This is a genomic window from Mesorhizobium sp. ANAO-SY3R2 (assembly GCF_042466635.1).
In the GTDB taxonomy this organism is placed as follows: Bacteria; Pseudomonadota; Alphaproteobacteria; order Rhizobiales; family Rhizobiaceae; genus Aminobacter.
Genome location: NZ_CP159955.1, coordinates 1,008,744 through 1,034,881, shown reverse-complemented (window position 1 = coordinate 1,034,881; position 26,138 = coordinate 1,008,744). Strand labels below are relative to the sequence as shown.

Annotated in this window: 21 protein-coding genes; 9 read left to right on the top strand and 12 right to left on the bottom strand. The window is 63.8% G+C overall.

Features of this window, described 5'->3' with window-relative positions:
• Positions 1-12 precede the first annotated feature (12 nt).
• The 7 genes from ABSY17_RS09765 to ABSY17_RS09735 all read right to left on the bottom strand — a co-directional run bounded on the left by ABSY17_RS09765 (position 13) and on the right by ABSY17_RS09735 (position 12,683).
• Positions 13-1,275: an NAD(P)-binding domain-containing protein gene (locus ABSY17_RS09765; RefSeq protein WP_378949795.1), complete on the bottom strand. Its 1,263-nt coding sequence runs from the start codon at positions 1,273-1,275 to the stop codon at positions 13-15.
• Between the two features lie 85 nt (positions 1,276-1,360).
• Complete coding sequence (locus ABSY17_RS09760) at positions 1,361-3,694, bottom strand: tetratricopeptide repeat protein (protein ID WP_378949794.1); 2,334 nt, start codon at positions 3,692-3,694, stop codon at positions 1,361-1,363.
• 79 nt (positions 3,695-3,773) lie between these two features.
• Positions 3,774-6,053, bottom strand: coding sequence for a tetratricopeptide repeat protein (locus tag ABSY17_RS09755; protein WP_378949793.1), 2,280 nt, complete (start codon positions 6,051-6,053; stop codon positions 3,774-3,776).
• A gap of 51 nt (positions 6,054-6,104) precedes the next feature.
• A complete protein-coding gene (locus tag ABSY17_RS09750) occupies positions 6,105-7,997 on the bottom strand; it encodes a hypothetical protein (protein WP_378949792.1) in 1,893 nt (630 codons plus the stop codon).
• On the bottom strand, positions 7,994-10,498 hold the full coding sequence (locus ABSY17_RS09745) for a hypothetical protein (RefSeq protein ID WP_378949791.1): 2,505 nt from the start codon (positions 10,496-10,498) through the stop codon (positions 7,994-7,996). The genes ABSY17_RS09750 and ABSY17_RS09745 overlap by 4 nt, the downstream gene beginning before the upstream one ends.
• Positions 10,498-11,346, bottom strand: coding sequence for a family 16 glycosylhydrolase (locus tag ABSY17_RS09740; RefSeq protein WP_378949789.1), 849 nt, complete (start codon positions 11,344-11,346; stop codon positions 10,498-10,500). The genes ABSY17_RS09745 and ABSY17_RS09740 overlap by 1 nt, the downstream gene beginning before the upstream one ends.
• Before the next feature lie 239 nt (positions 11,347-11,585).
• Positions 11,586-12,683: a hypothetical protein gene (locus tag ABSY17_RS09735; RefSeq protein WP_378949787.1), complete on the bottom strand. Its 1,098-nt coding sequence runs from the start codon at positions 12,681-12,683 to the stop codon at positions 11,586-11,588.
• Positions 12,684-13,066: 383 nt separating this feature from the next.
• Between ABSY17_RS09735 and ABSY17_RS09730 the strand changes: the two genes are divergently transcribed.
• On the top strand, positions 13,067-14,347 hold the full coding sequence (locus tag ABSY17_RS09730; RefSeq protein ID WP_378949785.1) for a hypothetical protein: 1,281 nt from the start codon (positions 13,067-13,069) through the stop codon (positions 14,345-14,347).
• 70 nt (positions 14,348-14,417) lie between these two features.
• Here the strand turns inward: ABSY17_RS09730 and ABSY17_RS09725 are convergent, their stop codons facing one another.
• Positions 14,418-14,765, bottom strand: a complete 348-nt coding sequence (locus ABSY17_RS09725) for a hypothetical protein (RefSeq protein WP_378949783.1) — start codon at positions 14,763-14,765, stop codon at positions 14,418-14,420.
• 892 nt (positions 14,766-15,657) lie between these two features.
• Here ABSY17_RS09725 and ABSY17_RS09720 point away from each other — a divergent pair.
• The 3 genes from ABSY17_RS09720 to ABSY17_RS09710 are packed head-to-tail and all read left to right on the top strand — an operon-like array spanning position 15,658 to position 19,395.
• Complete coding sequence (locus ABSY17_RS09720; RefSeq protein WP_378949781.1) at positions 15,658-16,359, top strand: glycosyltransferase family 2 protein; 702 nt, start codon at positions 15,658-15,660, stop codon at positions 16,357-16,359.
• A 10-nt stretch (positions 16,360-16,369) separates the two neighbouring features.
• Positions 16,370-17,314 (top strand): glycosyltransferase family 2 protein, encoded by a 945-nt coding sequence (locus ABSY17_RS09715; protein ID WP_378949779.1) that lies wholly within the window; start codon positions 16,370-16,372, stop codon positions 17,312-17,314.
• The gene (locus ABSY17_RS09710; protein ID WP_378949778.1) at positions 17,311-19,395 is read left to right on the top strand and encodes a glycosyltransferase; all 2,085 of its coding nucleotides are present in this window, start codon (positions 17,311-17,313) and stop codon (positions 19,393-19,395) included. Before ABSY17_RS09715 ends, ABSY17_RS09710 begins: the two co-directional genes overlap by 4 nt.
• Before the next feature lie 138 nt (positions 19,396-19,533).
• Here ABSY17_RS09710 and ABSY17_RS09705 read toward each other — a convergent pair whose 3' ends face one another.
• On the bottom strand, positions 19,534-19,764 hold the full coding sequence (locus ABSY17_RS09705; protein WP_378949776.1) for a hypothetical protein: 231 nt from the start codon (positions 19,762-19,764) through the stop codon (positions 19,534-19,536).
• A gap of 107 nt (positions 19,765-19,871) precedes the next feature.
• Positions 19,872-20,081 (bottom strand): cold-shock protein, encoded by a 210-nt coding sequence (locus ABSY17_RS09700; protein WP_378949774.1) that lies wholly within the window; start codon positions 20,079-20,081, stop codon positions 19,872-19,874.
• A 738-nt stretch (positions 20,082-20,819) separates the two neighbouring features.
• On the opposite strand from ABSY17_RS09700, the gene ABSY17_RS09695 reads away from it, so the two are divergent.
• The 4 genes from ABSY17_RS09695 (at position 20,820) to ABSY17_RS09680 (ending at position 22,741) form a co-directional block, all read left to right on the top strand.
• Entirely contained in the window at positions 20,820-21,317 is a 498-nt protein-coding gene (locus ABSY17_RS09695) for an EF-hand domain-containing protein (protein ID WP_378949772.1), read from the top strand.
• A gap of 242 nt (positions 21,318-21,559) precedes the next feature.
• Positions 21,560-21,916: a hypothetical protein gene (locus ABSY17_RS09690; protein ID WP_378949771.1), complete on the top strand. Its 357-nt coding sequence runs from the start codon at positions 21,560-21,562 to the stop codon at positions 21,914-21,916.
• Positions 21,917-21,967: 51 nt separating this feature from the next.
• Positions 21,968-22,135, top strand: a complete 168-nt coding sequence (locus tag ABSY17_RS09685; RefSeq protein WP_378949769.1) for a Thivi_2564 family membrane protein — start codon at positions 21,968-21,970, stop codon at positions 22,133-22,135.
• Positions 22,136-22,255: 120 nt separating this feature from the next.
• Positions 22,256-22,741, top strand: coding sequence for a hypothetical protein (locus ABSY17_RS09680; protein WP_378949768.1), 486 nt, complete (start codon positions 22,256-22,258; stop codon positions 22,739-22,741).
• A 69-nt stretch (positions 22,742-22,810) separates the two neighbouring features.
• On the opposite strand, the gene ABSY17_RS09675 is transcribed toward ABSY17_RS09680, so the two are convergent.
• Both ABSY17_RS09675 and ABSY17_RS09670 read right to left on the bottom strand, forming a co-directional pair.
• Positions 22,811-23,152 carry an RcnB family protein gene (locus ABSY17_RS09675; RefSeq protein ID WP_378949766.1) on the bottom strand — a complete coding sequence of 114 codons (342 nt, stop codon included), beginning with the start codon at positions 23,150-23,152 and terminating at the stop codon, positions 22,811-22,813.
• Between the two features lie 195 nt (positions 23,153-23,347).
• Positions 23,348-24,970, bottom strand: coding sequence for an ABC-F family ATP-binding cassette domain-containing protein (locus tag ABSY17_RS09670; RefSeq protein ID WP_378949764.1), 1,623 nt, complete (start codon positions 24,968-24,970; stop codon positions 23,348-23,350).
• A gap of 155 nt (positions 24,971-25,125) precedes the next feature.
• Between ABSY17_RS09670 and ABSY17_RS09665 the strand changes: the two genes are divergently transcribed.
• Positions 25,126-26,109, top strand: a complete 984-nt coding sequence (locus ABSY17_RS09665) for a zinc-dependent alcohol dehydrogenase family protein (RefSeq protein WP_378952557.1) — start codon at positions 25,126-25,128, stop codon at positions 26,107-26,109.
• Positions 26,110-26,138: the final 29 nt, after the last annotated feature.

The window sequence follows — 26,138 nt, the reverse complement described above, 5'->3', positions numbered from 1 at the left end:
GGGGTGCGATCCCTAGGCTGCCGGCGCGAAGACGGGGGCCGCGGTGTGCGAGGCGGAGGCGGCAAGCGCCCGCGCCACGGTCCTGGCTGCGAAATCGGTGCCATGGACGAAGCGCTGCAACGGCCCGAAGGTGGCGGCACTCGACAGACCGACGAAATAGAGGCCCGGCACCGAGGATTCGAACGACCGCGACAATGCCGGGGCGCCCGATCCCGGAACCCGGCGAAGCCCCCGCCGAAGGCCCGCGTCGAGGAAGTCGAGCCTGCCGACATCCACCTTGTAGCCGGTAGCGGCGAGCACGTGGTCGACGATCAGCGCCGATGCCGCGCCGGCGCGGTTGCGCAGGTTGAGCACCGCCTTACCGTTCACCTCGCGCGCAACCACGACCTCCGTGCCGAGACGCACGTCGATGGCGCCGTCGAAGCGGCCGCGCAGCCACCAGGAGCCCGACGGGCCATAGGTGCCATGGGCGAGCAGCAGCCGCAGGTTGGCCGGCAGATAGGTGACCAGCTCGGGTGCCCGAGTGAAGAAGAAATGCGACCATCCCGGCCCGAACGGGGTGTTGGGCTTGACGAGGGAGCGCAGCAAGCCGTCATCTTTCGACGGCGGATCGATCCATTCGAGGCTCGAGCCGCGGACCACGAGATGCACCTTTGCTCCAGCCTCGCGTAACAGCACTGCACTTTCCAGTGCCGACTGGCCGGCGCCCACGATCGCCACCGACTTGCCGGCGAAACGATCGAAATCGTCATGGTCGCCGGCATGCGTCAACAACCCGGGTTTACTCTGCCCCCTGGCAAGATCGGCCAGCGTGTCCGGCGTATAGGCGAAATACATGTGCCCCGCTGCCGCGACCACCTTGCGGGCGGCAAAGCTCTCGCCATTGTCGAGCGAGACACGGAAGCCGCCGGACAAGGGCACGATAGAGTCGACTTTGACTTCTTCGACTTCCTTGACCAGGCGCCGCTGAAAATCGAGCCCGTAATTGATGAAGGTATCGATCGGAAGGGGGTGGAAATCGTCGATTTCGGTGATGTGGTTCTCGTCGCAATAGTCCGCCAAGGACAGCCCGCGCCCCGGGGCCGAAATGCTCGTCGCCAGAAATGCCGACTTGAGGAACATGCCCTTTGGCATGTTGTCGCGCCATGCGCCCATGGGCCGGCCGAAGGTTCGGATCGAAAGGCCCGCGCCCCGCAGATGGGCTGAAACCGCGAGCCCGTATGGGCCTGCCCCTACAACGGCGACATCGACTGCTTCATTTCCACGCACAAGCATGTTCGAACTCCTGATGTCTGCGACTAGATTGAATTCTCCACTTCGTTTCCCGGCTGGCCGAACGCCCCGGCGCGCCAGCCGGTCACTAAAAGGCGTAAGACAGCATGTCCGCCGTGGGGCTGCTCATCGGGCTGCCCCGGCAAAGCTCGCCTGCGCCCGTCCGCTTGCAATATGAGCGCATCGCCCTGATCGTTTGCTGATCGAGCACCCCGGTCGCTTGCGAACGCAGCAGGCCGAGTTCCCTGAGGCGCGCCTGCGCTACATAGATGTAGGCTGCGGGGCTCGTATTCCTGAGCGCGCGCACCAGCGACTGCCGGTCGGACGGAGCCAGTTCGTCGATCCGGTCGAGGATGGTCTGATAGCCGGCCTTCTTTTTCGAAGCGGCGGCGAACATCAGATCCTCCAGGAGGAGGTCGCTACGCGTCAGGTCTTGCGACACCTGGGCAAGGACGATGCGTGCCTGGTCGGGCTTCGGCTTGACCAGCAGCACCCCGCCGGCGCGGTAGCCGTCGCGATAGAGCCCCACCAGATGCTTCGCCGCCTCGATATTGCCGGCGAGCATCTCCGTCTGGAGCAAGGCCAGCGCCTGCCGCGTGCCACGGCGCGAACCCTGAATATTGATGTAGCTGTCGGCCAGCGGCCGCACCGCCTCCGCAAGCCCCGAGCGTTGGGCCTGCAGCAAGGTCTTCTGGCCCTCGGCCGGATTGCCGGTCCGCCCGAGCGCACGGTCGGTCATGCCCTGGCCGAGCGAATAGAGCCCATAGGCATCGCCGAGATCCGCCGCCTGGCGATAATATTCCGCCGCACGTTTTCCGCTTTTCTTGACCACCATGCCATCGCGATATAGATCGCCCAGCCGCAGCAGCGCCTGCGAGCTGCCGAGCGCGGCGGCCTCGGTGTAAGCCTTGACAGCCCCCTTGGCATCGACCGGGCCCGCATCGCCACGGCTGAGCAGATCGCCCAGCACGATCAGCGCATTGGCGTCGCCGCTGGCGGCCACCTGGCGCACCATCTCCCTGCCCGCCTTGATGTTGCGTTCGGTGCCTTGTCCGCGCGCGATCATGGCCCCGGCCTCGACCTTGCCGGTCAGGTCGCCGGCGGCTGCCGCTGCACCGAAATAACTCAGCGCCTTCGGCAGATCGACCGCAACCGTGCCGCCATCGCTATAGAAGGCGCCAAGCCGGAGCAGCGCTGCCGTCTGGCCAAGAGACGCTGCCTTTTCATAGGCTGCGATCGCGCCGTCCTTGTCGATACTGTACGATCGCGGGTCGCGCAGCAGGTCGCCTAGAACGATCAACGCGTATGGATTGCCCGCATCAGCCACCTGACGGACCATGGCGCGCGCCGCCCCGGCGTTCCTCGCCGTTCCCTGCCCGCGCGACATCATCTCGCCGGCCCGCAGGGCCGCCGCAGGGTTTCCCGCATCGGCAGCGCGCCGAAAATAGGCGAACGCCTTGGGCAAATCGGCAGGGACTACGGTCGATCCGCTGGCGGCGTAGAGATTGCCGAGAAAAAGCAGCGCGTTGGCATCGCCCGTGCCGGCGAGGCTATCCAGAACCGCAAGTCCGGCGTCGACGTCCGGCTTGGTGCCCTGGCCGCGAATGGTCATTTCGGCGACGCGCAGCCGCCCGGTCGCGTCGCCTTGGGCGGCGGCACGGCGGTAGTAATCAAGGGCCTTGCCGTAGTCGGCTGGCACCGGGCCGCTTTCACTGTAGAGATCGCCGAGCCGCAGCAGCGCCTCGGGCCGACCGAGCGCGGCAGCCTTTTCCAGGACGTTAGTGGCCCCCGCAACGTCGACCGGGCCGGCATCGCCGCTGCTCAGAAGACCGCCAAGCGCAACCAGAGCGAAGGGATTGCCGCGCTCGGCCAGCCCTTTGACCGCTGCCCGGCCGGCTTCGACATCCTGCTCCGTGCCTTGGCCGCGGGCGCGCATTTCGCCCATGCGCAAGGTGGCGCTGTCACTTCCGGCTTCGGAAGCACGCCGATAGTATTGATAGGCGCGTTTGAGATCGGGCGCAGCGATACCCAGCTCGGGGCGGCTGTAGAAGCCGCCAAGCAACGTCAGTGCGCCGGCGTCGCCGTTGCGTCTCAGCTCGTCGATGATGGCAAGCCCCGTCTCGACATCGCGCGGAGTGCCTTGTCCCAGCGCCAGCATCTCGCCGACGCGCAGCCTTGCACCGTCGCTGCCTGCATCCGCGGCGCGTCTGTAGTAGTCGAAGGCCTTGATCAGGTCGCGGTGGGCGTTGGCCTCGTCACTGTAGAGATCGCCCAACCGCAGCAGCGCATTCGCATTTTCCGGCACCGCAACCCGAACCGCATTGCCGGCCGCACTTGCATCCAGCTTGACGTCTGCCGCGGCAGCGCCCGGCAGGACGCAAGCGACCATAAAACCAGCGACGAACAGACATGCGCTACGCATCGTACTATCACCCGTCACCATTCGCCCGGCATACCGGGCGCACCGTCCCATCACGCGGCGGAAGGTCCGCCGCCGCCACTCAGTTCGGCGTATTCGGCTGCTGCGCGGACTGCGCGAAGCTGCCCATATCGACCGCCTTCAGGTAATATTCGGCCGCACGCTTGCCGTCGGCCGGCACGCCCCTGCCATCACGATAGAGATCGCCGAGCCGCAGCAAGGCGTCCGAAAGTCCGCCGGCGACGGCCTTCTCATAGGCAGCCACCGCCGCCTGACCATCGACGGGGCCGGCAGCCCCGGTGCTGCGCAGATCGCCAATCAGCACATAGGCATATTGGTCACCAGCCTGACCGACCTCGGTCAGCAGCGCCAACCCGGCGGCGATGTCCTGGGTCGTGCCCTCGCCGCGCGCCATCATTTCGCCGACCCTGAGCTTGCCGGTCCCGTCGCCTGAGGCCATGGCCCGGCTGTAGTAACCGAAGGCCCTGGCCGCATCGACCGGAACGGCAGCGCCTTGCCGGTACAGGTCGCCCAACCGGACCAGAGCGTCGTTGCGCCCGAGCGCAACAGCTTTTTCGTAGTCGGCCACCGCCGCTGGCCCATCGAGCGGCCCGGCACTGCCATCGCTCGCAAGATCGCCCAGCGCCACCAGCGCGAACGGGTTGCCGGCATCGGCCAGCTTCCGCAGCAGCGCCCGCCCGCCGGCCACGTCCTGAGCCGTCCCCCTGCCGCGGGCCAGCATCACGCCCGCGCGCAACGTCCCCATGACGCTGCCGAGATCGGCCGCCTGGCGATAAAAACCAAAGGCCTTGGCCGGATCGGCAGCCACCGCGCCGCGGCTTTCCGTGCTGAAGAAATCGCCGAGCAGCACCAGCGCATCCCGATTGCCGCTGCCGGCAAGCTCGGAGATCATCCGCAGGCCGGCCTCGACGTTCTTCGCCGTCCCCTGCCCCAGCACCGTCATCTCGCCGACCCGCAGCGCGCCAGCAAATTCGCCCGCGCTGGCGGCCCGGCGATAATAGTCGAAGGCGCGCACGTGGTCAGGCGCGAACAGCGCGTTGAGGCTGAACAGATCGCCCAGCCTGAGCAGCGCATCCGAACGGCCCAGCTCCGCCGCCCGCTCGTAGGCGTCGGCCGCAGCGCGGAGGTCGGCCGGGCCAGCCGTCCCGTCGCTGAGCAAGTCGCCCAGCGATATCAGCGCGAAGGTGTTCCCCTTGTCGGCAAGCCGGCGCACCATGTCGCGCCCGCGCGCGCCGTCCCGAGCGGTCCCTTGCCCGCGCGACAACATTTCGCCGGCGCGCAGGATGCCTGTCTCGTCGCCGAGCTCAGCCGCGCGCTTGAAATAGCCGTAGGCGACCGGCAGATCGATCGCGATCACGCCGCCATCGGTCCGGCTGTAAAGATAGCCGAGTAGCACCAGCCCACTGGTGTCCTTCGATTTCGCGACGGCATCGCTGATGATCGCGACGCCGCCCTTGACGTCCTTTGCCGTTCCGAGCCCAAGCGCCGTCATCTCGCCGAGCCTGAACTTGCCGGTGTTGCTGCCCAGCCTTGCGGCGCTGCGATAGTAGGACACCGACTTGGCCGCATCCTTGGCGACCTGGCTGTCGTCGCCGGGGCGATAGAGATCGCCAAGCAGCACGAATGCGTCGCCGTTTCCTGCTTCTCCCAGCCTTTCCGCCATGCCGAGACCGCCGGCAATGTCGCGCGCGGTGCCTTGTCCCCGCACCATCATTTCTGCGACCCGCAACTTGCCTTCGTCGCTGCCCGCGTCGGCCGCGCTGCGATAATAGAAAAAAGCCTTCTTCGGGTCTGCCGCCACCGCCCGGCCGTCGCGGTAAAGGTTGCCGAGACGCAGATAAGCATCCGGACTGCCCTTGTCGGCCGCTTCGTGATAGAGGCCCTCGGCCGCTTGCGGATTGGCGGGCACATTGGCAGTCCTGCCGATCAGGTCGACGGGCGAGATCATCGCATAGACCGAGGAGCTTCGGCCCTTGTCGGACAAGGCGCGATAGTAGTTCAGCGCGCGATTGCCGTCCGCCATGGCGACCTTACCATCCAGATAGAGGTCGCCGAGGCCGATCAGCGCGGAAGCAACCTCCAGGTCGAGCCCGCTGACCACCTGCGGCAAGCTTGAGGAGCGCGTGGTTCCGACCGGGTTCGACAGGGGCCCGGAACCGTTTTGAGCAACGGCTGGAAGCGCCTCGGCGGTGCCGGCCGTAGCTGGCATTCCATTGACCAGGCCCCCAACACAGACAAGCCAAGCGACACGCATCGACGCCACCCTCCCATCAGTCGCCTCTAATATTAACAATGTCAAATATGATGACCAGCCGGCAAGACCATTTTCGCAATAAAACAATATGTGATCGAACCGGATCGTCTCGGATGACTTGCGCCACCCGCCCGAAGGCTATTTGACCCAATTTCCGACTACGCCGGCCTGACCGTTGGTCGAGAATATCTTGGCATCTACCGTGGCATGCACGAGCCGGAAGTGCGGCGAGGCGGCAAGGGCCGCTTCGACGGCCGTCAGCGCCCCCCTGGGCATCACGCCAAGATCGTCGACATAAGCCTTCTGGCTACGGGTAATGATCACGAAGCCGGCGCCAGTTGGCGAGCCTTGCAGCCATCGGCCGAGTTCTCCCGCAGGTTCTGCGAGTATCGCCGCCACCGACGGCTTGGCCTCGTCGGAGATGGTGACGAAGGTGAAGTTCTCGTAGCTCCGGAATTGATAGGGGTAGTTGTTGGACCCTTCGACAATCAGTGCCCCTTTGGGCGCGTTGCGATAGAGCCAATCGGCGGCCTCCACCTCGGCCGGCGTGAAGCGGTACTGCCGGTCCTTGCCGTTGTTGGCCATCACAAAGCCACAGGCGAACAGGATCCCAATCGCGCCGATCAGGCCGCGCCGCCAAAGGTCACGGTCATTCCAGGGCGCGGGATAAAACAGCGCCGCCGCAAAGAAGGCCAAGAAAGGCAAAGCGAAAAGATAGACCCGAAAGACGATCTCACCGCCATAGGCGGTGGCGACCAGCAGAAACGCCGGGGCGAGTGTAAGCACGGCCGCCGTGCTGTCGCGGTAGCCGGCCACGAGCCTGCGCACGCCTCCCCACAGCGCCATCGCCGCGATCGCCGCCGTCAGCGACCTCGACGCGAAAGAAACCATCATCTGGCCATAGCTGACCGTCGAGGTGTCGACGAGCCTGATATCCCCTGTTGTATTCCCGAACTGCCGCACCACGTCGGGCAGCACACCGGCCAGATAGCTCGACGCGAAATAGGTCAGCCATGCCGCCTCGACGAAAAACGCAAACAGGAAGTAGCCGACACTCAGCTGGCCGACAAACGCCAGCCCGGCCAGAGCCAGGATGAGCGCCATCGGCGTCAGGGGATGTATCGCGGTGGTGGCAACGATCAGCAGCAAAGTCGCCGCCGCCCAGAACATGCGCCAGGGCCGCGAGACATCCTGCATTGCCGGAGGCTGGCCGCCCGAAAGAGCGGAAATCGCACGGCAGAAGCTCCCCAAAAGCCCGGGCCCGGCATAGCGGAGCCAACCTGCTGAAATGCGAAGCGGCCCAAGGCAGATCGCAATGACACAAAGATAGAACAGATAGGACAAGCCTTGCGGGGAAAAATAGTCCTGGCCGATCCAGTTGCCGAGCACGAAGAACCAGATGGCCGCCCAGATAAGGCGCCAATCGGCCGTCAGTTGGCGGAAGATGAACTGCAGCACCAGCACGTAAAGAAGATTGAACGCAAACGGCGCAAAGCGCGCGAATTCCGCGACGTCGAGCGGCCGAAGATGGAAGAGATTGGCTACCCAGGCGCTGGCCAGGAAGAAGCCCGGCCAGTTCTCGTAAATTGCGAGAAATGGCGTGGCTGCATCCAGTTCGCCGTAGCGCTGGGCATAGTCGACGATGCCGACATGCTTCCACGCCCAGGCATAACGCAGCGTCTCGTAAGCGATCGCCGGCGTGCCATGGAGCAGCAGCACCAGCATCACCACATGCGCGAGCGGCAGGGGCGTTGTGGCAAGGTCCCGCCGAAGGCTGAGCGTAAACCCGATGGCGACAAGCGCATAGGCCACCCAGATTGACGGCGGCAGGATCGAGATAAGTCCGAAATCGTCAAGTGCGTCGGGATCGATGCGCGGCAGGCTGTAGAGCCACACCGCCGCCGCCGCGGCAAGGCAAAGCAAGGAAACCACTGCCGCCGTCGCCGGAATTCGGTGCACGCGGGCGTCGCCGGGCAGAGCCTGGCCGATCGGCCGGAACAGCTGGATTTCGGGTTCGTTGACTGCGGTCATGGATGCGCTCCTTTCCGGGCGATATCGACAAGCACGCGGTCGACGTTGGAGGCCACCCAAAGGCGGCTGTGGCAAAGACCGACCGTGTCTTCCAGGCGCGCGGCAACGTGGTTCAGCCAGGCCAGTCCCACCCGCGCCCTGGTGGCCCGCTCGTCATAAACCCAGGCGGAACTTGCCGCCCCCTCCAGCGCCCCGGCGAGAAGCCACTCCCGCTCCTCGGCCTCCCAACAGCCGGCGCACACCAGTTCGCGGGCGACGTCGCCGATTTCCGAGCCACGCAGCAGCATGCGCATCGACAAGGCGAAATGGCAGGCGTCGAAGCCGTCAGGTGCATCGCTCCGTGCCCGATCCCAGCCGGATATCCCCGCGAGGCTTGGCTTGGCAGGCGCGTGCTTCCGAGCGCGCCTGACCTTCGTGGAGAAGGTGATCTTCGACGCATCGAGCGCCCCATGACACCATCCGAGCCGGCTGTACCCATGCCAGAAGGCGCGCTGTTCGCCCAGGAAGGCCTCGATGGCCCGATGTCGCTGCGCCGACGGCAGAAATGTTTGCGCCGCCCTTTCCAGCCGTCGCGCAGGCAGTTCGAGCCACTCGCCGATCCAGTCCTCGCCGACCACGGCGCCGGCCGTCGCGCGCTCGTGCATGTCACCAATGGCGCGCGCCACGACCGCAAGCGCGGCGGGCCGCTGGACTGGATTGCGAAGTACGATCGCCCCTCCCTCGCCCTCGGCAAGCGCCTCGAGAGATTCGACCGTCTCGTGCGATCGGCGGATCGCCAGGATCTGGGGAATCTCGAATGCGAGCTTGTGGCGCCGGGCTTCGGCGCGAAGCTCGGCCGACTTCGCCGCCGCCTGCTCCAGCATGCGTATCGCCCCAGGGCCGCGCGCTACCTTCAATACCGCGCGCGCCTGTGCCCGCTTCGCTCCGATCAGAAGACCGGAGCGAGAGGGCTTGCCAAGATAGATCATATCGAGGTCAGGGCCCGCTTCGGCTTGCAACGGACGCCAGTCAGACGCCTCGGGCGATCCGCTTTGGCCGAGCAACGAAAGGAGGCCCTGCTCCGAAGGCATCACGAAGACCGGCGCGGCGCGGTGCGGTCGAAAATGCGCGGCCAGGCCCGCGCTGGATCTGGCGAGCGCCAACAGACCGTCGACCACGCCTTGCGGGCCGCTCCGGATGATCATGTAGACGGCAATTCCGGCCAGGATCATGAGGTAGGCGGCAAGCCAGCCCACAGCCATGCCGATCGGCCCGTAGCGATACAGCAGGATTGCTCCAATGCCTTGCGACAGCACGAACACGGCAAAACCAACCACCGCGACCGAGGCCATCCAACCCTTGGTGCGCGCAAAGGCGAGGTAGAGCGCCACCAAGCCCGCCGGCAGGCTCGCCAGTGCGAACAAGCGCAGGATCGAGGCTCCGCCGGTGACATAGCTTGCGCCGAAAAGCCCCATGATCAAGGGTGCAAAGACGACGACCGCAACGGCAAAGCCTGCGAGCGGCAGAACGGTCAGGACCACCGCATCGGCGGCCAGCAAATGGAGGCGGCTCTTGTCGCTCGCCCCCTCGGCCAGGAGCGAAGTGCCCATCGACTGACCGACATAGTAGAGCGAAGTGAAGATCGTCCAGGCGACGTAGAAATGGGCGCTCGCCGTGGCCCCGGAGATGTTGAGCACCAGCAGCGGCGTGCATATCCAGGCCGCCATGATGGAGATGGCGCAAACATAGTCCCAGCCGAAAAACCTGGCCACGGAACGACGGTCAAGAACCTGGCCCGCCTTCTGGCCGCGCGCGTGAGCCGGCAGCAGCCATCCAAAGATCAGGAAGTTGACTGCAATGACGAACACCACGATCGGCAGTGTCCAGGCAGCCAGGAGCGCCTGCCAACCCCAACCGGTGCCGGCGAGCAGCACCACCAGCGCAATCTTGGCCAGCGCGTAGCCGGTATTTTCGAGCGGCACCCAGACGGACTGCCGCAATCCCGAAAGCGCGCTGTCCTGAAGCGCAAATATGGTCCAGAGCATCGTGGCGGCGACGAACAGGAACGCAAAGCGCAACTCGTGGGTAAGCACGCCGAACTGCGGCATGAAGGCATTGGCAAACAGCAAGAATACCCCGCCCGCGACGACGGAGACCACTGCGCCGACCGCAAAGGAAAACAGGATCAGCCTGCCCGCACCACGGCCCGCGCTGGGCACGAAACGGACCAGGATATTGCCGAAATTCAGCTGGGCGAAGCTGCTCAGACTCATCATGGTGGAAATGGCGACCCCGCCGATCCCCACCGCCTCCTGCGGATAAAGGCGCGCGGCCAGCACCCAGAAGGCCATGCCGAGGGCAGCCGTCAGACCGGTATTGGCGACCAGCGCATAGCCGTTCAGCAGCAGCGACGACTTCAGCAGTTGAACCACCGCGCCGACGACCGACGACCTCGTCGCCAGGCCAGCCGGCTCAAGCTGCGGAGACACGTCGGGGCGGATGCTCGGCGGACGGATGTTCATCAGTCGCCTCGCTGCCAGACGCGGACATAGTCGACCAGGAATTCAGCCGGAAATACCGTCTTGTCATCGGGAGCGCCCGGCCAATCGCCTCCCACGGCCAGATTGAGCAACAGGTACATCGGCTCGTTCGGGATTCCCGGCGCGTTCTGGTAGCGCCAGGCTTCCTTGCCGTCGAGGTACCAGATCACGGCATCGGGCCGCCACTCCAGGCCATAGACGTGCCAGTCGGCGGATAGGTCCACGGTCCTGATGTTCGAGCCGACGCTCTGCTTCTGCCCCTTCTCGTCCGTGTAATGGAGATGCATCTCCAGCACGTCGGGCGCATTGCCGATGACTTCCATGATGTCGATTTCGGGTCGCGCGTCCTGCGTCGACGGCAGCAGCCAGAACGCCGGCCATAGTCCCTTGCCGCGCGGGATCTTGGCGCGGATCTCGAAATAGCCCTGGCGCGCAGCGAAGCGGTCGGCCCCTGCCCGCTGGGCATAGAGGCGCCCTGACGTGACCATTCCGGACGTGTAGGCGAAGGTCTTGCCCTCATGCCCGATCACCGTTTCCGGTAGGGCCGTCAGCCGCAGATTACCATCGGCAACAGAGACGTTCCGCCGCTGGTACCATTGCAGCTCGTTGTTGGCGAGGTTGGTGCATCCGCCATCGTCCCACCAGTAGCAGGTCGTCCATTTGGACCTGTCGAGCGCCGAACCGTCGAACTCGTCGCTGAAGACGCGGACCCAGTCGCCGCCGAGCAAATAAGGTGGGGAGTTCGCGGCCGCCTCGGATGTCGGCAAACCGCCCGCGCCAGCCGCGCAGGCAAGTCCCGTCAGAACCGCTGCCCAATATCCGATGCCCATTCAGGAACCCGCGCCGTTTCCCCAAATTTAATTCGCCGGAGCGGGCGTCAAAGGCAAAGCGTCAGGCGCGAAACGAGATGTTGTAAAGCGCCTGACTGCCGTAACGCCGTCAGCGTATCAATTTCGTCTGCGATACCTACTAGGACTTCTTGCAATCGACTTCGTCAAGGTATTTGCGAAAGTGCTAATACAAAAGTGAAGCACAAGCGCGTGGCTGCCCGTCAAATGACGCGGCCCCATCAAGTCGGGAAGGCGAATTCACCGAGGCGCAGCAGCACGAATGCTGCAGCAGCCAAAAATAGCGGCAACAGGACGATATCCATTGCGACCATCGCACGCCTTCGCTCCGAAGGCCCTCCCACAATGGCCAACTGCCGGAACGCAAGCGCGAAGATGGCAAAGGCAAGCGCAGCCGCGCCGACCGAACCGACAAACGCAATTCCGGCCGGAACAGTCGCGCGTTCAGCGATTTGCACGTTCACAGGGATGCGGCCGTCAGGGCTCTGCCTGTCGGCCAGGTGCACTCGCGCCGAGGCGATCCCCGGCATGGCGTTCAGCGCCTGTGCGAACCGACCCAGAAGCTCCGGATCGTAGGGCGAGCCCGACGAGAAGGGAGCGATGCTCTCCAGTTGCTTGCTCGAAATGTGCTTCAGCCCGTCATATGTCACCGCGCCGAACCTGGCGGCCGGCCCCTTGTCGATGACGAGACGGACCGAGGCCAGTTGCGTGGCCGGGTCGGGAACGACCTCGCGCCCGCTCACTCGCGCGAGCGGATAGGAGGCGCCCATCACCCGCCAGAGGACCTCGCTCTCGAGATACGACAGCAGATCAGCCTGCGCCGGCTTGCCAACGATATTGGCCATCTGGCTGCGCACATCGTCCCGCAGCGCAGCCAGGCCGCTGTCGTCAATGCCGGCGACCTCCACGGATCCGATCCGGAAAAGCGGCCCGGGAACGGGTCTCAGTTCCAGCGGCGGAAGCGCGGCGGGCTTACTTATGGCATCGAGGTGCGAGAGGTTGACGGTGCCCTGTAAATATCCGCGGCCTTTTAGAATCTGAGCAAGCCGCAGCTGCTCGGTCCGCAACGTCGACTGCCAGTCCTGCTGTGCGTTGGCAGAGTTGGGGTCGACGACATGCACCAGTTCGGGAACGTTGAGGGATGACCTGAGGGCATCATCCAGCGCCTTGTCGCCAGTGGGCATAAGCACCACGTCGGGCGCGGCATAGACCAATGTCGCATGCACAAGCAACGCGATGGCCGACACGCATATTCGCGCGATCGTTCCGCTGATATTGCGCCAACACTGATGTCGAACGCTACGCTGAACCATGACCATACCAATACACCCGACTTGCTCCGAAGGGAACTCCCACTTGTGTGAAGAAAAAAGTGCAGGTTGGTGCTCGACGGATTTGCGCGTTAGTGTAATCATTGCGACGGGGTCGGATGCGCAACGGCGCTGCCCGTTTCGGGTACGATCGATCTGGAGAGGCGTCTGTCGTGTGGCTTAGCTCCGCTCGAGTGCTTGCTCTACTTTCTGCTGTCCACAAAATGCCGAGGGTCAAGCTTGGCCCCGCGATCGGGAATGGCGTGGCCCGGCCGGCCCGCGTGGCAGCCCGAACATGCACCGATTGTGTCATTGCGGTCGGAGCCTTAGCCTGCGCCTTCGGTGCTGTCGTGCTGATATGCGCCGCCGCTGGCGCTGAACACGTCACCCACATGGCCTGGACATCGGCGCTGCCGCTGGCCCTGGCGCTCGACGACAAGGTTCCCGCCCTGTTGTTCAAGGTCAGCCGCTATCCGCTGTCACATGGCAGCCTCGGCGCCATACGATCGCTGGGCCGGCTCGGCGTGCCGGTGCATGCCGTGGTCGAGGACCGCCTGGCGCCATACTCCTTCTCCCGCTACCTGACGTCGTGCATCGTGATGCCGGCTCATGCGATGCGCGACCCGCTTGCCATTCCCGCGGAACTTATCGGCGCGGCGCGCGCGCTTGGCGACAAGCCGATCCTGATACCAACCGACGATGAAGCGGCGCTTCTGATGTCGCGGCACGCCGATGAGTTGCGGCCGCATTTCCGCTACCACGACCTCAATCCGGAACTTGTCTCGGCACTCACCAGCAAATTCGGGCTCAGCAAGCTTTGCCGCAAACACAACGTTCCCACCCCGCAGACCTGCTTCGCGCGATCGCCCGGCGAAGTCGCCGCTGCTTTGCGAGCCATGCAGTTCCCGGTCGTCGTCAAGAACAGTGAACCGTGGATCAGGCTGTCGACGCCGGCGGTCGGCGCCACCACGGTCGTGGCGACCCGCGACGAACTGCTCGCCATGGCGGCGAAATGGGAGGGCAACCCCCAAGTCGTCATCCAGGAATACATCCCCGCAGAGGAAGCGGAAGACTGGATCTTCCATGCCTGTTGCGACTACGCATCGCGTCCGCTCGTCGCATTTACAGGGCTGAAACAGCGTTCGTGGCCGCCACGCGCAGGCGTGACGACGGCGGCGATTTCGCTGCCCAACGAGCAGCTCAGGGAACTCGCGACCGGCTTTCTCCGGGCCATCGGTTACCGCGGCATCGTCGACATGGACTGGCGCTTCGACCGGCGCGACGGGCAGTACAAGCTGCTCGACTTCAATCCCAGGACCGGCGCCAATTTCCGCCTGTTCACCGACGAAAACGACCTGGATGTCATCCGCGCCATGCATCTCGACCTGACTGGCCGACCGGCACCATACGCTCCCCAGCGTTCGGGGCGCCGGCTGATCGTCGAAAACCTCGACATGCCCTCCCGGCTATTCGGCGGTCGCGGCGACGGTGCCGACAAATGCGCCAAATCGGTCGAGTATGCCTGGTTCGCCGCCGACGATCCCCTGCCCTTCGCGGCCATGGCCGTTCGCTTCGGCGCCACCGCCCTGAAGCGCCTGCCGTCGATGATTTTGGGTGCGACAGGCTTTTCAGCACGCGCGCGCATTCGCCCGACCAAGGCTCCGACGACTTAGGATTTCAAACTACCGTTCCAGCGGCCTATGACTTGTTCCAGCGATTGCCCGGACGACCGCAGCGCGCGGCTCAAGGTTTGGAGGGCGGCTCGCTCGTCCTGTCGGCATCGTCCGGTCCACCCTCACCGGCGCTGATCGTGCCCACGACGATCGTCTCGCCGAGAGGCGAGCGCTGCTGGCGCGTCGCAGTGACCAGCCGATCCATTTCCGACTTGATCTCGGCCAGCGTCGCGAGCTCGCGCGCTTCATCTGCCTGCAACCCTGTGTTGGGAATACCCGATGCGGCTTCGTCGTCCTCACGGGCGCTGCGCGCCGACACATAGGCCTTGTAGGCGAGATCCCACCTTTTCGTCAGAAGCACCCAGGCTTCGACAGGGTCCGGCGTGGGCGGATCTTCCGGCAGATGCGAGTTGGCCAATTTCGTACCTCAAACAATCCGGCATCCCCGATCGAACTGCCGGCCCCTTCGAAATCGCGCGACGATAGAGCTGCAGAGCCCCCTGTAGTCTATGGCTACCGGGCAAATTAGCATGGACTTCGGGAGGCGTCATGGGCCGGTGCGCGCAATCCGTGCCCTTGCCAACAAACTGTTGTGGACAGGCAGTGCGCTGCCCCTCCCGACGGCTGCGACGACATGGAAAAGCGCCCCGCAAGGCGTGTCGGGAAGGCGCCGGCAGGCGCGCTCGTTCCGATCACAATATTGCGACTGACTGCACCACCGACATTCGCGCCTGCAACCATCGCGGGTCTTTTCTTGAGCAATCGGCTGCCATGATACGTATCGCTAGATATCAGCGCCAGAAAGAGATAATAAAGCGATCTCTAATATATAAGGCATGGATCGGCATGCCGAATACGTTAACCGTCGTGGCACGCGCTCAGCCGGAATGAGCTAATCTCGACGAACTGAATTCTAGTAAAAATTGCACATCAGACGGTCTCATACATCGTCAGAGCCCACATAGATTTCGGATTTCGCAAAAAATACTTACTATATCAAAGTATTACTTGATATGGTTTACAAGGCGTAAACAGATTGGTAGTGTTATTTTTGCGAGTGGGGTCTCAAAGCACTTGCGTCCAGATTTTCCGCAGGAACATCCTGGGTCTGAACTCGTGGTTTCCAACAGGAAAGATGTTCCGCATGCGGCTATTCTGGCACGCATGATCGCTGCGCAATGCCACCACACAGAGTTGGAGCAACCGGTATGACAGCGGCAGCATTTCCGCATCGGCCTGCAACGGAAATATTCAAACTGGCAGGCATGCCCCTGGGCGGAGCACCTCGCATAAGCGTCGTGGTTCCGGCCATGAACGAAGCCAAGAACCTGCCTCACGTGCTTCCCAACATTCCCGCCTGGGTCGACGAAATCATCCTGGTCGACGGCAACTCGACCGACGACACAATCGCCGTGGCGCGGGCACTGGTTCCTGACATCGTCGTGGTTCAGCAGAGCAGCCGTGGCAAGGGCGCCGCGCTTTGCACCGGCTTCAACGCGGCCAGCGGCGACATCATCGTCACCATCGACGCGGACGGCTCGGCCGATCCCGGCGAAATCCCCGCATTCGTTGGCGCACTGCTTGCCGGGGCCGATTTCGTCAAGGGCTCGCGCTTCATGCAGGGCGGCGACACCACCGACATGGAATGGTATCGCAAGCTCGGCAATTGGGGCCTATTGCGGCTCGTGCGCCTGCGCTTCGGCGGCAAGTTCACCGACCTGTGCTATGGCTACAACGCGTTCTGGCGTGATGTGCTGCCTTACCTCAATCTCGAGCAGGCAACCGGCTTCGAGATCGAAACCGAGATGAACGTGCAGGCGCTGCGCGCCAACCTCAACGTATTCGAGGTGGCGAGCAAGGAGTTCCCGCGCATCCACGGCGTGAGCAATCTTCGCACCTTCCCGGACGGCTGGCGCGTGCTGAAGACCATCGTCAGGCTGGGCATTACGCGACGGACCAGAATTCCGCCGCGCACCCGTGGCATGGCAGGTCTGCAGCAACCCAGCATCTAGGCGGGCGACCATGGTTGCGTTGGGGCTAACGGTATCCGTCATTATCTGCGCCTATTCCGACGACCGGCGCGAGCAGCTTCACCGCGCCATCGCCTCGGTACTGGCACAGCGCATCAGCCCCATGGAGGTGATTGTGGTCATCGACCACAACATGCCACTGTGGGTGCGCTTCTTCACCGCCTATCCGGAGCTCAAGGTCGTCGCAAATGAAGGCCTGCGCGGTCTCTCCGCCGCTCGCAATACCGGCATCAGGCGGGCGCGCGGCGACATCCTGGCCTTCCTCGACGACGATGCGGTGGCTGCTCCGGACTGGCTGGAGCGCATGCTGCCGCACTATGACGACGATGCCGTCATCAGTGTCGGCGGCAAGGTCACTCCCCTCTGGCAAGTCGATCGACCCCGCTGGTTTCCCGAAGAGTTCCAATGGGTCGTCGGTTGCAGCTATCGCGGGCAGCCGGAGAGAGTCGAGCGGGTGCGCAACCCGATAGGCTGCAACATGTCGTTTCGGCGCCACGTCTTCGACCTGACCGGCGGCTTCCGCGAAGGCATCGGCCGTACCGCGGCCGACGCCGCCGGTTGCGAGGAGACCGAGCTTTGCATCCGGGCACAACAGGCCATCCCGGAAGCAAAGATACTTTATGACCCGAACATGGGCGTGCAGCACCAGGTGACCGCTGAACGCGCCGGATGGCACTATTTCCGCAAGCGCTGTCTTGCCGAAGGGCGCTCGAAGACGCTGGTCGTCAACGCCGTCGGATCCGAAGACGGGTTGGCCAGCGAGAGCCGCTATGTCATGCGCGTCCTGCCTGCAGGGGTGGCCCGCGCCATCGGCGAGGCTATATTCAAGCTGGACCCCTGGGCCCTGGCCCGCGCCGGCGGCATCTTCTTCGGCCTTGGCTACACGGCGGTCGGCTACATCGGCGCGCGACTGGCCAGCGCACGGAGGCAAGCATGAGCGATCCGGCCTTCCGACCGATCAAGATTCTTGACGTCGACGTTTGCAAGCCGATGGCCGATCTCGCGATGATCGAGCCGTCGAGCGGCAAGCGCTATGGCGGCGTTTTCTGCCTGGTCCGGCGCCAGGGTCGTCCGATCGCGACGACGGAGTTCCAATTTGACGGCGATGTCTTGACCAATGCCGAGCTACGCGCCCGCATCGGCAGCGATACCGCCGTCCAACAGGCCGAGTTGCAGCCCGACGCACCGCTGCCCAAGACGGACGGGCCATTCGTCAGTGTCGTCATAGCCACCCACGACCGTGCCGACAGCCTGGCCCGATGCCTGGATTCACTGATCGCCCAGACCTACCAGTCGTTCGAGATCGTCGTGGTCGACAACGCGCCGTCCTCGTACCAGACCGCCGACCTGATCGCCGCCCGCTATGCCGGACCAAAGGCGGTCCGCTACGTCCGCGAGAACATTCCCGGGCTCGGCCGCGCCCATAATGCCGGTCTTGCCAACCTTTCCAGCGAGTTCGCCCTCTTCACCGACGACGATGTCGTCGTCGACCCCAATTGGGTCGCGGCGATGGCGGCGAACTTCGACCAGGCCGGACGGGTCGGCTGCGTCACCGGGCTGATCCTGCCGGCCGAACTCGACACCCGCGCCCAGTTCTGGACCGAACGGCATGGCGGCTTCGGCAAGGGCTTTGCGCGCAAGGTATTCGATCTCGCCGGCAACCGGCCGTCCGGAACATTGTTCCCCTTCACCGCCGGCCAGTTCGGATCGGGGGCCAACATGGCCTTCAGAACCGAAGCGCTGCGTCAGATCGGCGGCTTCGATTCCGCCCTGGGTGCCGGCACGCTGGCCCGCGGCGGCGACGACCTCGCCTCCTTCTATGCCGTTCTGCAGGCCGGTTTCCAGATCGTCTACGAGCCGCGCGCGCTGGTCTGGCACCACCATCGCCGCGGCGAGGAAGGCATGCGCCGCCAGGCTTTCGGCTACGGCATGGGCCTTGGCGCCTATCTCACCAAGGTCGTGGTCGAAGACCCTTCGGCCGCCCTGCGGCTCGCTCGCGCCCTGCCCGCCGGCATCGCCCACATGGCCGGTCCCTCGTCGCCCAAGAACCAGCGTCTTCCGGGCGACTATCCGGGTTCGCTCGTCTGGCGCGAGAGACTTGGCATAGCCGCCGGCGTGCCCGGCTATGTGCGCAGCCGCATGGCGGCAGCGCGCAGCCCAATGCCAGCTTCTGCGCAAGCATTGGACTCACAGGAAACCCTCAAGGGAGGAGCCTCGCCCATGCGTCCGTCCGTGCCCATCCTCCTCTACCACAGCATCGACACCGAATGCGCCCCAGCCTACCGGCGCTGGATGATGCTGCCGCAAGAACTCGACCGGCATATGCGGGTGCTTGCCGAAGGCGGCTTCCGTCCGGTGACGATTTCGGCGCTCGCCACCATCTTCCGCGAGCGCAGGCCCGTGCCACCGGGCACCGTTGCCATTACCTTCGACGACGGCCTGCATGACTTTCTGACCGGAGCGATGCCCGTCCTCGAGCGCTACGGCTTTGCCGCGACGCTCTATGTGGTCTCCGGCCTCGTCGGCAAGACCAGCCAGTGGCTCGCCGCCTCGGGCGAAGGCAAGCGCAAGATGCTCAATTGGGAGGAACTTCGCACGCTTAGTTGCGAAGGCATCGAAATCGGCGCGCACACGGTCAGCCATCCCCAGCTCGACATCCTGCCGGCCGACCAGGCCGCGCGCGAGATCCACGGCAGCAAGGTCACTCTCGAGCACGGCCTGAAGCGGCCGGTGCAGAGCTTTGCCTATCCGCACGGCTATTCCAGCCGCACCACCCGAGCACTCGTCCGGGGCGCAGGGTTCCAGTCGGCCTGCCGCGTCCGACACGCCCTGACCACGACGACGGAAGACCCCTTCACGCTGTCACGGATCGTGCTTACGAGCGAAATCGGCCCAGCCGAACTGCGCCAGTTCCTGACCCAGCCGGTGCTGCCAGTCGCCCCGCCCGCCGACAGGTTGGTCGCATCGGGCTGGCGCATGGTCCGGCGCTTTCAGCATTATGCCCATGTCGGCGGCTGACACGCCCAGCCTTGGTGCCGATCGAGATCGCCCCTGCGCGATTGAGTTGCCAAGTGTAGAACCTTGGCGCCATTGGCGCGTGCCCCTGCGCTTGAATTGCACGGCAACGCCGCCGAACGGCGACGACAATCTGTTCCGCTATTTGTGCGTCGCCGGCTTCTTGCGAGTTGGCTTCTTGGCAATGGCCAACGGCTCCTGGGTCGCCTCCATCTCCAGCCGGGCAGCCTTGAGCCGTGCTGTCTTGGCCTCCCTTGCCGCGATCTCCGTGTCGATGATCGACTGGGCGACCCGCGTCGTCACGTCGCCCTTCGCCTCCGACTTGTTCAGAGGGGTTGCAAACATGTTTTCCTTGGTGATGGATCGCGCCATCGCGAGCTCTCCTTCAAACAGAAAAGGCCGGGGAGTCCCCGACCTTCTTCAGATTGTCTCGACGGTATTGCCAGTACATCCGTGGTCAATGACCGGAGACCATGTCGTTATGCGGCTTGGATGTTCTCCGCAGCACTCTTGCCACTACGGTTGTCGCGAACAACATCGAAATTCAGCTTCTGACCTTCGACGATGGTGCGCATGCCTGCGCGCTCGACCGCCGAGATGTGAACGAAAACGTCCTGTTCGCCGGAATCCGGTTGAATGAATCCGAAACCCTTGGTGGAATTAAAGAACTTTACAGTGCCTGTAGCCATGACGATAACCTTTCAATCGACATAGTGAAGTATTCGACAAACAGAATGCTTGACGATTGTTTCAGCTCGATTTTGAGGGGGAAGATCGTAGGGGCGCTCAGCGCTCGGAACAAAGTTCAACAGCAAGATCGATTTATTTAACATAACCCCCAAATGCGCCGACATCAAGGCGTATTGGGAAATAGATTGCAAAAACGGCCTTTTCCTGTGTCGCCTAAGCCGAACATTATACACAAAAAATACACCAAAAACGCCGACCAACGTAAGCGACGCTGTTTAAGCTTTCGATCCGGCAAAAAACTATTTCCTTGCCATCCGGCGCGCCATACCCCATATCAGACCCATCGGCTGGTTCGCCGGGAGAGGAACGCTCATCGAGATACGATGTTGGGTTTCGCCTTGAACCGTCGCATTTGCCCTGATTGATGGCACGCCGACCACGAATGTACCGGCGGCATGCAAGTCTCAGGCGCCAGAGGGAAGCGGGCATTTGCCCGCTTTTTTCATTTTCCGGCCTGGAACTCCCAGGACCAGGACGGCCGGCAAACTCCAGTGCCCGGTTTTTTGCCTTTCTTGACCAAGCGCAATGCCGCCATGGCGTCTTCGGCTTATGGTCGATCACGTATGCGGGCGGTGCGTTTGGTCATTCCGCCGAAGCCCGGCAGCGATCCCGCAACGAAGGCAGAAACACAATTGCAACTGGACGGGCCCTCGCGGCCCGAAGGCAAGGAGTTTCCCATGACGGCAAGATCATTGACCAGTGGCGTAGCGTTGGCCGCAATCCTGGCCATCGGCATGACGGTTGGCGCCAAGGCTCAGGAAGGCCAATGGCGCGGAGACGAGCCAGGAATGCGCCAGCAATGGCAAGGAGAGGGACCCGGCAGGTTTCAGCGCCAAGGACAGGGCGAAAGGCCAGGAATGAGCCAGGACGACGGGCAGGACGAGGATTCCGGACCGCCTGAAGGATGGCAAGGCGACGGACAGCGGATGCGCCCCGGTGAATGGCGCGAAGAGCGGCCCGGCATGCGCATGATGCGCGAGAAGATGATGGGCCATGCCATGATGCGCAAGCATGCCCCGCTCAAGATCATGTTCGCCATTCTGGACACGAACGGCGACGGAGCCCTGTCCTTCGAAGAGATAATGACCGCCCACAAGCGGATCTTCGACGCCATCGACGTCAACAAGGACGGCAAGATTACGGTGGAAGAAGTCGAGGCCTTCCTGCGCAACTAGGGCGGGGCTCGATGCAGTGTCATGACAGCGTGGGCCACCTGACTGGAAATGCTGCGCGAATGCGCTGAAAATATTGGCCATTTCCAGGCCTGGCGACGACGAAGTCGCTAGATGGCCCACGCCATTCTGGCCAATGACGAGGCCCTCCAACTCGGAGCAACGGCACGGCAGCTCTCTGGCTCACGGGAACCAATCGCCAACCGCGCCGTTTCTCCGGCGTTGCTTCCTCAGAGGAAAGACGGATGGCTGACACACTCAAGGGCGAACTCGCCAACGCCGAAAACATTCAGAAGGCGTTCGAGAAGCAGATATCTGAACTGCGGCGGGAGATCGCCAAGATCAACAGATCGATTGCCGAGCGCGGCGGCGAGATGCTCGACGAAGCCAAGCTGGTAGCCGGCGACGCCTACCAGACGGCGTCGACGCGTGCAGCAAGAGCTGCGAGACAGTTGCGAACCCAGGCCCATTCGGTCTCGGAGGTGGCGAAGGAGCACCCACGCACCACGACGGCGTTGCTCGGCATGGTCGGCGTGCTCGGATTCCTGCTCGGCATCGCGGTCGCCAGGGCGGCAAATCAATCGGAACGGCGCTGGCACTAGCCTTCGGCCGCCTATGCCGACCGCCTGTCGTAAATCGACGAGGGGAACTGCGTGGCCGCTTCATTGGTGTTGAACATCCTGACTACCTTCCTGGTGATCATCCTGATCGTCTACCTCGTCGAACGCCTGCCACTCGACCCAAAGATCCGACGGATGGTGCAGGTCATCGTTCTCCTGATCGGCATTCTCTCCCTCTTCAGGTTTCTCGTAGCATCCTGATGCCGGCATCCGGGCCGCCACCAGGCTGCCCCCATGTGGCTTGCGATCCCAAGGATTGGAAATATCCTGGCGGCGCGCTAGGCAAGTGACAGCCCCGAGTCGCAAGCAACAAGGTCTGTCATGCACAAGGCGATCGCCTCATTCGCTTTGATCGCCATCCTGACGGCCCTTCTGATGGCGCTTAGCTTCATGGTGGCGCGCCAGGGCTATCCTTTCGGCATGACCGGCATGAAACGGTTGGACGGCATCGCAAGTGCCGACAGCTTCATTCCACTCGCCGCGGTCTATTTCTTTGCTGCGATGCTGATGATGATCCTGCCGCTCAAGGCGGCGAGCCTGGTCCTGCTCAATGCGGCGGACACGCTCTACTGGACCGTCATTGCCCTGTTCGCGACCATTGTCGGCACCCTCGCCGCGCGCTGGGCCTTTGGCCAATCAAGCGCGCCCTGGGCGCTCCTCAACTGGCGTTTCCTGTTCGTCGCGGCCATCGTCGGCTGCCATTTGGCAATGAACGAACTCAGGCGCAACGTTCTGCTGCGCAGCCTGTTCTTCGCCATCTTTGCGGCAGCTACGCTGGCCTGCCTGTTCTGGTCGTTCCGCGCCTGACTGCCCCAATCTCCCGATGAAAAAGGCGGCCCCGCAGAGCCGCCTTCCGACCAATCTTCTGAACCCAGCTTAGCGACCGGCAACGGCCGCAGCGATGATGCCCGAAGCCATGCTGATCAGCAGGAAGTCGTTGTCGACCTTGACCCAGCGCTGGCCATGACCGGGCCGCTTGAGGCCGTAGCGGTGATAGTCGCGCAACGCCTGCTTGCGGCGCCAGTCCGGCACGCGCTCGCCCTTCGACCAATGATGCTTCTTCTTGTGCTGGTTGTACTGGTCGCGACCATGCTGCTTCTGGCCGTAGTGGGGCTGCTGTTGCTGCTGCCAGCGCGGGGCGTCATGCCGCTGCTGGGCCTGCGCCATCGGAACGGCGAACATCGAAAAGGCGACAGCTGCGAGAATTACACGTTTCATTTGGGAGGCTCCTTCACGTTGACGCCCTAGGTCTAGACGCCAGCGCGTGAACCCAATGTGAACGCCTCCATTACATTTTCGTAACATTTTCAGACGCTTATATAGGTCCCCATCCCTTCGAAGAACGGGCATGCGCAAGCCTGGAGCCCCAGCCGTCGCAGTTGGGGCGCTACATCTCAGGCAAGCTGCGCCTACCTAGCTGCGCAGTCCCGGCGCCTCCTGGCCGGTGCGCTCGACATATTCGGTATAGCCGCCGCCATAGGTGTGGATGCCCTCGGGCGTCAGCTCCAGCACCCGATTGGACAGGGCTGCCAGGAAGTGGCGGTCGTGCGAGACGAACAGCATGGTGCCCTCATACTGCGACAACGCAGTGATCAGCATCTCCTTGGTGGCGATATCCAGATGGTTGGTCGGCTCGTCCAGCACCAAAAGGTTCGGCGGATCGAACAGCATCATCGCCATGACCAGGCGGGCCTTTTCGCCGCCTGACAATACCCGGCACTTCTTCTCGATTTCGTCGCCGGAGAAGCCGAAGCAGCCGGCGAGCGCGCGCAACGGCGCCTGCCCAGCCTGCGGGAACGTGTCCTCGAGTTGCTGGAAGATGGTGCGGTCGCCGTCCAGCACATCCATGGCGTGCTGGGCGAAATAGCCCATCTTCACGCTGGGTCCGCGGGCAACCGAGCCGGTGTCCGGCTCGGAGGCGCCGGCAACCAGCTTGAGCAGCGTCGACTTGCCCGCACCGTTGATGCCCATGATGCACCAACGTTCCTTACGGCGAACCTGGAAATCGAGACCCTCATAGATGGTCTTGCTGCCATAGCGCTTGTGCACGTTCTTCAGCGTCACCACGTCCTCACCCGAGCGCGGCGCCGGCTGGAACTCGAACGAAACGGTCTGGCGGCGCTTGGGCGGTTCGACCTTGTCGATCTTGTCGAGCTTCTTGACCCGGCTCTGCACCTGGGCGGCATGTGAGGCGCGCGCCTTGAAACGTTCGATGAAGGCAATTTCCTTGGCAAGCATCGCCTGCTGGCGCTCGAACTGGGCCTGCATCTGCTTGTCGGCCAGCGCGCGCTGCTGCTGATAGAATTCGTAGTTGCCCGAATAGGCGGTCAGTGCGCCGCCGTCGATCTCCACCACCTTGTTGACGATGCGGTTCATGAACTCGCGGTCGTGCGAGGTCATCAGAAGCGCGCCGTCATAACCCTTGAGAAAATCCTCGAGCCAGATCAGGCTTTCCAGGTCCAGGTGGTTGCTCGGCTCGTCGAGCAAAAGCGCGTCGGGACGCATCAGCAGGATCCTGGCGAGCGCCACGCGCATCTTCCAGCCGCCCGACAGCTTGCCGACGTCGCCGTCCATCATCTCCTGGGAGAAGCCAAGGCCATCCAGCACCTCGCGCGCGCGCCCGTCGAGCGCATAGCCGTCCAGTTCCTCGAAGCGGCCCTGCACCTCGCCATAGCGGGTGATGATCTCGTCCATCTCGTCGGCGCGATCGGGATCGCCCATGGCGGCCTCGAGCTCGCCCATCTCGGCGATCAGGGCGCTGACCGGACCGACGCCGTCCATGACCTCGGCGACGACGCTGCGGCCGGCCATCTCGCCGACATCCTGGCTGAAATAGCCGATGGTCACGCCGCGATCGACGGAGACCTGGCCCTCATCGGGGTGCTCCTGGCCGGTGATCATCCTGAACAGCGTCGTCTTGCCGGCACCGTTGGGACCGACGAGGCCGACCTTCTCGCCCTTCTGGAGCGCTGCCGAGGCCTCGATAAACACGAGCTGCTTACCGTTCTGCTTACCGATGTTTTCGAGACGTATCATTCACGGGGTCCAGGGTGCGGGGAGTTTCCCCGGGCCAATACGACATGGGTCGCGCCTTAGGAAGGCTTCGTCCGCAAATCATTCGGTGCCACGTAGTCGCGCCTCAGGCGGCGCTTGCAGATAACAAGTGCTGCGCTCACAATTCCCTGATGGTGATGAAGGCGATGTTGCTGGAGCAAACCGGCCAGCCTCTGAGGCTCGTCGAGCTGCCCGAACCCGTGCCAGAGCGCGGCGAGGTCAGGGTCCGCATTGAGGCCTGTGCTGTCTGCCGAACCGATCTACACGTCGTCGATGGCGAGCTTCCCGACCCGAAACTTCCACTGATCCCCGGCCATGAAATCGTCGGCCGGGTAGACGCGCTCGGAGGCGGCGTGGAGCAAATCTTGCTTGGCCGCCGGGTCGGCGTGGGATGGCTGGGCGTTGCCTGCGGGCATTGCCGCTTTTGCCTGATGGGCAGCGAGAACCTGTGTGACAATCCGCAATTCACCGGCTACACGCGCAATGGCGGCTTCGCCACGCATGTGATTGCCGATGCGCGCTTCACCTTCGAGCTCGATGCCGCCGCAGATCCTGTCTCGCAGGCGCCCCTGCTCTGCGCCGGGCTGATCGGCTGGCGCTGCCTGAAGAAGGCCGGGGACGGCAAGCGCTTTGGGCTGTTCGGCTTCGGCGCGGCTGCTCACATCATCACCCAGGTGGCGAAGTGGCAGGGCCGCGACCTCTACGCCTTTACCCGTCCGGGCGATCGTGCCGCGCAGGAACTCGCCATGTCGCTCGGCTGCGTCTGGGCTGGGGGCTCCGACGACAAGCCGCCTGATGAACTCGACGCCGCCATCATCTTCGCCCCGATCGGCGGCCTTGTGCCCACAGCACTCGGCCTTGTCAGGAAAGGCGGGCGCGTCGTCTGCGGCGGCATCCACATGAGCGACATTCCGGCCATGCGCTACCAGTTGCTGTGGGGCGAGCGCGAGCTTGTTTCGGTCGCCAACCTGACTCGCAGCGACGGCCAGGAGTTTTTCCCCGTGGCCCAGCAGGCCGGCGTTCATGCCCACACAACCGCCTATCCGCTGGAAAGCGCCAACGAGGCGCTCGACGATCTTCGGTCCGGCAAGATCAGCGGCGCGGCCGTGTTGGTGCCCTGACTTCCTGCCCTCTCGCCGCTGCGATCACG

Coding starts and splice junctions, on each gene's coding strand:
- ABSY17_RS09765 (WP_378949795.1), bottom strand. CDS start 1,275: ATGCTTGTGCGTGGAAATGAAGCAGTCGATGTCGCCGTTGTAGGGGCA.
- ABSY17_RS09760 (WP_378949794.1), bottom strand. CDS start 3,694: ATGCGTAGCGCATGTCTGTTCGTCGCTGGTTTTATGGTCGCTTGCGTC.
- ABSY17_RS09750 (WP_378949792.1), bottom strand. CDS start 7,997: ATGACCGCAGTCAACGAACCCGAAATCCAGCTGTTCCGGCCGATCGGC.
- ABSY17_RS09745 (WP_378949791.1), bottom strand. CDS start 10,498: ATGAACATCCGTCCGCCGAGCATCCGCCCCGACGTGTCTCCGCAGCTT.
- ABSY17_RS09740 (WP_378949789.1), bottom strand. CDS start 11,346: ATGGGCATCGGATATTGGGCAGCGGTTCTGACGGGACTTGCCTGCGCG.
- ABSY17_RS09735 (WP_378949787.1), bottom strand. CDS start 12,683: ATGGTCATGGTTCAGCGTAGCGTTCGACATCAGTGTTGGCGCAATATC.
- ABSY17_RS09730 (WP_378949785.1), top strand. CDS start 13,067: ATGGCCTGGACATCGGCGCTGCCGCTGGCCCTGGCGCTCGACGACAAG.
- ABSY17_RS09720 (WP_378949781.1), top strand. CDS start 15,658: ATGAACGAAGCCAAGAACCTGCCTCACGTGCTTCCCAACATTCCCGCC.
- ABSY17_RS09715 (WP_378949779.1), top strand. CDS start 16,370: ATGGTTGCGTTGGGGCTAACGGTATCCGTCATTATCTGCGCCTATTCC.
- ABSY17_RS09710 (WP_378949778.1), top strand. CDS start 17,311: ATGAGCGATCCGGCCTTCCGACCGATCAAGATTCTTGACGTCGACGTT.
- ABSY17_RS09705 (WP_378949776.1), bottom strand. CDS start 19,764: ATGGCGCGATCCATCACCAAGGAAAACATGTTTGCAACCCCTCTGAAC.
- ABSY17_RS09700 (WP_378949774.1), bottom strand. CDS start 20,081: ATGGCTACAGGCACTGTAAAGTTCTTTAATTCCACCAAGGGTTTCGGA.
- ABSY17_RS09695 (WP_378949772.1), top strand. CDS start 20,820: ATGACGGCAAGATCATTGACCAGTGGCGTAGCGTTGGCCGCAATCCTG.
- ABSY17_RS09690 (WP_378949771.1), top strand. CDS start 21,560: ATGGCTGACACACTCAAGGGCGAACTCGCCAACGCCGAAAACATTCAG.
- ABSY17_RS09680 (WP_378949768.1), top strand. CDS start 22,256: ATGCACAAGGCGATCGCCTCATTCGCTTTGATCGCCATCCTGACGGCC.
- ABSY17_RS09675 (WP_378949766.1), bottom strand. CDS start 23,152: ATGAAACGTGTAATTCTCGCAGCTGTCGCCTTTTCGATGTTCGCCGTT.
- ABSY17_RS09670 (WP_378949764.1), bottom strand. CDS start 24,970: ATGATACGTCTCGAAAACATCGGTAAGCAGAACGGTAAGCAGCTCGTG.
- ABSY17_RS09665 (WP_378952557.1), top strand. CDS start 25,126: ATGAAGGCGATGTTGCTGGAGCAAACCGGCCAGCCTCTGAGGCTCGTC.